Origin of the sequence: Robinsoniella peoriensis (assembly GCF_000797495.1) — a bacterium.
Classification (GTDB): domain Bacteria; phylum Bacillota; class Clostridia; order Lachnospirales; family Lachnospiraceae; genus Robinsoniella; species Robinsoniella peoriensis.
This window is the reverse complement of sequence record NZ_JTGN01000004.1, coordinates 538,914-544,973: the sequence shown is the minus strand read 5'-3', so window position 1 is coordinate 544,973 and position 6,060 is coordinate 538,914. Positions and strand designations below refer to the sequence as shown.

Sequence of the window (6,060 nt, the reverse complement as noted above, 5' to 3'; positions counted from 1 at the left end):
CTTGCCAAGTACCCAGGCCTGACATGGCGCAAATGCGATTCTGGAGATTTCTCATCAGACGACGATCCGATTACCAGCGCTGGTAACGCCTATCTGCGTTACTATCTGTGTGAAGCTGCAAACACCCTCAGGCGACACATACCGGAATATGGTGAATACTATGCTAAAAAATATGCTGAAGTAACCAAACATCAGCACAAGAGAGCACTCGCGCTTACATCTCGTAAATTTGTACGACTCGTTTTTGGTTTGCTGGTCAAAAACCAACTGTACACCGGCGAACAATTGGACGCCGAATATAATATTGAATCGAACTGATATTCGAAACTGACTTCATTTTTTCGAATGTTTATTAAGTGCACCCTTTTTTCAGAAAAACATATCAAAATCTTTTTCATTTTAGTCTTGACATATCACCAGAATGCTTTTCAAAATAGAAATTTATGTACAGTACAAATTACACTATTTGCAAAAGCTATTTGTGAATGCACATCATTAATATTATTCTACTACAACCCGGACGGATTTTCTATTAGTTTTAACTGCTTCTGCCATAATATAGAAAAAATGCAAAATTACTGGCGCAAAAACCGGAAACAGCTTTTGCGGGGCAGTCATTTTGCACATTTAGCATTTGTATAAATAGAGCCTGTTTTCAAACACCCTCTATTTAGATAATTTCAACATCAATTAGTTTATGATTTAATACATCGATCAGTCCTTTATCAGTAAGGCCTAATTCCGGTACGGTGGGCAGCGAAATAAAACTCAATGACATAAAGGGAGCAGGCATATTGCATCCCAGTTTCATTGCCGCATCGTTCATTACGTCCAGTTCTTCCATGATTTCATCCGCGTTCTTTTCACTCATCAATCCACCGATCGGCAGACACATCCGGTGTGTTACCGTCCCATTGCATGCTACGGTAAGACCACCGTTCATCTCCGCTACTCCGTTCACTGCCGCCGCCATATCTTTATCATTGGTACCAACAACAACGATATTGTGGTGGTCGTGTGACATTGAATATGCCAGAGCGCCCTTTTTCAGTTCAAATCCATGTACAAATCCCATACCGATATCACCTGATTTTCCGTAACGCTCGACTACGGCTAATTTTAGAATATCGCGGTCTGTATCCGGAATAATTTCACCATCCCTGATTGGCAAAATGTCTATCATTTCTTTATTGATAATCTGGCTGGGAATTAAATCAATCACACGTACATTTGCCTGTGTACCACTGGATTTTGCCTTGAATAAAAAAGATTCTTCGGTAACCGGTTTTTTCAGAATCACGGTGTTTTTAATCCACTCGGGGTATTCTGTTACCTTACATTCCTTTAGGAGTGCATTGTCTTTTGCAACAATTTCTCCTTCAAAAATGACAACCGAAGGTTTAATATTCGTAATATCACTGACAATTTGTATATCAGCGAGCCTTCCGGGAGTGATACTTCCTACCTCATCTTCGATCCGGAAATGTTTTGCTGCGTAGATGGTTGCCATTTTAATTGCTTCAATAGGAGGGATACCAAGTGCTATTGCACGGTTGACATTGTAATTAATATGTCCTTCCTGCTGGATTTCCCTGGCATGTTTATCATCGGTACAGAACATGAGGTTTTCCAGTGGAATATGCTCTTCTACAACTCCCTTTATCAGTTCTTCTACGTTTCGTTCACTGCTGCCTTCACGAATCAGAACTTTCATGCCCACACGGAGTCTTGCCAGCATTTCTTCTGCATTCACGCATTCATGGTCATCGGAAATACCGGAACTGGCATATACGTTAAGTTCCTGGCCTAATCTACCGATGGCATGACCATTCACAATTTTTCTCTGTGCAAGAGTGTCAGCAACTTTATGGATGTATTCTTCTTTGACAAATAAGATTTTGGACGGATCCAGTTCACCCAGACTGATGCTCTCTTCCCACTCCATGATCTTCTTTACTTCTTTTTCCCCAAGGATGGCGCCGGTTGTTTCTAAGCCCGGAGCGGTAGGAACTCTGGAAGATACTTCGATAAGCATACGGTAAGGCAGGCGGTCCATGGATACTAACATCTCTCTTAATCCCTCTTCGCCTGCTACATTGGCAATTTCCATAAGGTCAGCACATAAGGTGGTGGTGCCCTGCGGAACTACTACAGAAGCTAATGCTTCGGGAGACAGCATCGTTGACTCAAAGTGCATATGAGTATCAATAAATCCCGGTATTGCATATTTACCGCTGCAATCGAGACATTCCTCTGCTTCAAGATCAGCATTTGGTTCAATAGAAATAATACGTTTATTTTTGATGTATATATCTGTCCGGTAAATTTCATTGGTATATACATTAACAAGACAGACATCTTTCAGCTTTAAATCACAGGGATATTTTCCAAGCCCTGTTTCAATGGTATTTTTTATTTCTTCAAATGTACGCATAGCGTTCCTCCTGATTTATAAAATAATGTCCAGTACGAGATAAATAATGAACAGGACAGTCAGTACTTTTACAGTGCCAGTCAATTCTTTAGACTTTCCGGCTGCTATTTTACCTACGGTGTAGCCAATCATACCAAACAAAATACCATAGGCGATATTATAGGAAAATGGCATAAATGCAACGGTTAAAAATACGGGAAGTGCAATGGAAATATCTTTCAGATCAATATTGCGGAGGGGTTCTATCATAAAAATACCTACCATAACAAGGGCAGGTGCCGTTGCGATGGATGGAACCATTAAAAATACCGGAGAGAAAAACAGCGCCAGCAGAAACAGCACTCCTGTAACACAGGCAGTCATTCCGGTACGTCCGCCTTCGGCAATACCTGTAGTACTTTCCGCACCATAGATCGTAACGGTATTAGTACCAAGCAAAGCACCGATAGCGGCACCTCCTGCAGATACGAATAAAGCCTTTCCGGCACATGGCAGGTTACCATCTTTGTCCAACAGCCCGGCTTTTGATGCAACACCCAGCAATACGCCGATGCTGTCAAATAAATCTACAAACAGAAAACTGATAATTGCAAATATAACGCCTAAGACGACCACTGGTGCGCCGGTAAACATTCCCTTTATGGATAACTGGCCTAAAGTTGGAGCCAGAGCTTTAACCGGATTATCAAATGCAACAAGGGTTTCCGGAAGCTGCGTGTAAGAAGTTCCGGTCAGTGGATTTGTAATGAATATGCCAATAACGGTTATAGCAAGGATGCCGATGAGTATGCCGCCCTTAACCTGTTTGATTACAAGAACAGCCATGACAAAAATTCCTGCTAAAGCAAGGAGGGCACCGGGATTTGATAAATCTCCTAATGTTAAAAGCGTATCTTTGGATGCTGTGATAATGCCTGCCTGATGCAGCCCGGTAAATGCGATAAAAAATCCGATACCTGCCCCGACTGATAATTTTATGCATTCCGGCATGGCATCTACAATTTTTTGCTGTACTTTCAGGATGCTTAAAAGCATAAATGTGACACCTGATATAAATACACAGGCTAATGCATTCTGCCAGGTCAGACCCAGAGTATTAACCACGTAATAGGCAAAATATGCATTAAGACCCATTGCAGGCGCCAGTGCAAAGGGAAGATTTGCCCAGAATCCAATCCAGATACAGGCAATTGCAGAAGCTAAAGCAGTCGCCCAGAACACTGCTTTTGTGTCCATTCCGGCAGCAGATAATATAGCCGGATTTACGGCTACTATGTACACACAAGTCAAAAAAGTTGTCAATCCTGCAACCATCTCGGTCCTGGCATTGGTACCCCGTTCCGATAAATGAAAAATCTTCTCCAGCATAGGGGTTTGTTTTTGTTTACTCTCCATCATTTCTCTTTTCTCCTTCATTGATAATATGGGTAATATGGTATTACCTTTACTTTTTCTATAAGAAAAGGCTATTCGAGAATAACCTTAGTCTTTGTAAACATCTTTTACCCTAATCATATTAAACCGTATGTAATCTGTATTATAAAATTCTGTATCTAAAATAACCGGACGGTTATTCTGGTCGTAATTAATACCATGAAAGCACAACACACTGCTGCATTCCATTTTTTCACTGCAGCTGCTGTAATGTTTCATTTTTGCCAAATCCATGGTTTCGATCTCAATTTTATCCCGCTTTATAATGCATCCTGCTTTATGTTTCAAGATATGAAAAATAGATAGTTCATTCAGTTCCGCTGAATCAGGGTCCTGATTAAAATATTCACAGGGAACTCTGTCAATACTAACAATTGCCGGATGCTGATCCGCAAAATAAAGTTTTTCCAGAAGATAGTATGGAGTTCCTAACGGAATTTCCAGTTTCCTGCTTACTTCTCCATCGCTGAGCAGTTTTTCAAACCGCTGTATTTCGAATTTTGCTTCATAACCCGAATCCCGTATCAACTGGCGGAATTCCCCACCGGGCAATAAGCTGGTCTTAATTTGAAGTGCATCCGGATTTACGAATGTTCCCTTCCCATGTATCCGCAGGATCAGCCCCTCTTTTTCCAGATCATCCAGTGCCCGCCTGATCGTCACGCGGCTGACCGAAAAATTTTTCGCCATTTCATTCTCAGGCGGAAGCTTTGTTCCAAGTTTCGCGTCCATTCCACGGATGTATTTTATTAAATATGCCTTCACAGAATTGCTTAAATTAACCTTCTCCATCGGCAGAATTTCCATTTCACCCACATCCTTCCCGTTAAAGGTATTACCTTATTACTTTTATCATATCTGACAGTAAACGTCAAGATATTTTCTAACACTCTTGATAACATGCTCTATGACACTTTATGTGTTTCAAATCGTGTCATCCCATATATTGACATTTTTCGCGGTATCTATTAAACTACGAGTATATTAACAACTAACGTTAATATATTTGACTCATAGCCCGGATCCCACGTCCGGGCTATACCCGTGTTTAGCTGGGAACGGGTTCGCAAAACTGAAATCTCAGGTTGTCTTTCTAAGATTCTTTGTATATAATGATCTAAAAGTAAATCCAAACCCAAACTCAAACCCAAACGATAAACAGGAGAAGACATCATGCGCTACTATTTTGCCCCGATGGAAGGCATTACCGGATATATTTACCGGAATGCCCATCATAAATTTTACCCAGGTGTAGATAAATATTTTACGCCATTTCTTGTACCGAACCAGAACCGGCGATTCTCATACCGGGAAATGCAGGATATCATGCCGGAACATAATAATAAAATTCATCTGGTTCCTCAGATACTGACGAATCAGGCAGATGCATTCATCTGGACGGCATTGGAATTAAAACAATTGGGATATGACGAAGTAAATCTGAATCTTGGCTGCCCCTCCGGCACGGTGGTTTCTAAAAGGAAAGGATCCGGTTTTCTTGCCTTCCGTGATGAATTGGATCAGTTTCTGGATAAAGTATGCTCGGAATTGGAAATGAAGATTTCAATAAAGACCAGAATTGGAAAAGACAGCCCGAAAGAATTTTATGAACTAATAGAGATTTTTAATAAATATCATTTGGAAGAACTGATCATTCACCCCAGAATTCAAAAAGATTATTACAAAAATACACCTAATCTTGAAGTATTTGGCGATGCTCTGGCAATATCCGGTAATCCGGTCTGTTATAATGGAGATCTATTTACAGTTCAGGATTACGAAAACTTTGTGGAACAATTCCCCGATATACATATGATTATGCTTGGCAGGGGGATGCTGATGAATCCTGCATTGTTAAATGGAATTGAAACTCATACGGTGCTTGGCAAAGTCAGTTTCCGGCAATTTCATGATACAATATACCATGGTTATCAGGAGACAATTTCTGGAGGAAAGAATGTTCTATTTAAAATGAAAGAGCTTTGGTTTTATATGGGACGTATGTTTACGAATCCCGATAAATATCTAAAAAAAATCAAAAAGTCAGAAAAGCTGACCGATTATGAAATTGCTGTTTCAAATTTATTTCGGGAACAGGATCTGATTGAACATATACCTTCTATTTCATTATAGGTTGTCTGTACTCAGCAGAGAGGCTGGTATTGGCAGGCTACGCGGAAAAATATTTTGTT

At 40.5% G+C, this 6,060-nt stretch carries 5 protein-coding genes; 2 read left to right on the top strand and 3 right to left on the bottom strand.

Annotated features, from left to right (window positions below):
- A partial coding sequence (locus QR40_RS11020; RefSeq protein WP_152614201.1) for a transposase occupies positions 1–318 on the top strand: 318 nt, incomplete at its 5' end.
- A 352-nt stretch (positions 319–670) separates the two neighbouring features.
- Here the strand turns inward: QR40_RS11020 and ade are convergent.
- The 3 genes from ade to QR40_RS11005 all read right to left on the bottom strand — a co-directional run bounded on the left by ade (position 671) and on the right by QR40_RS11005 (position 4,675).
- On the bottom strand, positions 671–2,434 hold the full coding sequence (gene ade, locus QR40_RS11015; RefSeq protein WP_044294929.1) for an adenine deaminase: 1,764 nt from the start codon (positions 2,432–2,434) through the stop codon (positions 671–673).
- Between the two features lie 15 nt (positions 2,435–2,449).
- Entirely contained in the window at positions 2,450–3,832 is a 1,383-nt protein-coding gene (locus QR40_RS11010) for an NCS2 family permease (protein ID WP_242858486.1), read from the bottom strand.
- An 84-nt stretch (positions 3,833–3,916) separates the two neighbouring features.
- Positions 3,917–4,675: a GntR family transcriptional regulator gene (locus tag QR40_RS11005; protein ID WP_044288947.1), complete on the bottom strand. Its 759-nt coding sequence runs from the start codon at positions 4,673–4,675 to the stop codon at positions 3,917–3,919.
- Between the two features lie 366 nt (positions 4,676–5,041).
- Between QR40_RS11005 and QR40_RS11000 the strand changes: the two genes are divergently transcribed.
- Entirely contained in the window at positions 5,042–6,001 is a 960-nt protein-coding gene (locus QR40_RS11000) for a tRNA dihydrouridine synthase (protein ID WP_044294927.1), read from the top strand.
- Positions 6,002–6,060: the final 59 nt, after the last annotated feature.

What these genes read in the sequence shown, in the direction of transcription:
- QR40_RS11010 (WP_242858486.1), bottom strand. Translation starts at nt 3,832, where the DNA reads ATGATGGAGAGTAAACAAAAACAAACCCCTATGCTGGAGAAGATTTTT.
- ade (WP_044294929.1), bottom strand. Translation starts at nt 2,434, where the DNA reads ATGCGTACATTTGAAGAAATAAAAAATACCATTGAAACAGGGCTTGGA.
- QR40_RS11005 (WP_044288947.1), bottom strand. Translation starts at nt 4,675, where the DNA reads ATGGAAATTCTGCCGATGGAGAAGGTTAATTTAAGCAATTCTGTGAAG.
- QR40_RS11000 (WP_044294927.1), top strand. Translation starts at nt 5,042, where the DNA reads ATGCGCTACTATTTTGCCCCGATGGAAGGCATTACCGGATATATTTAC.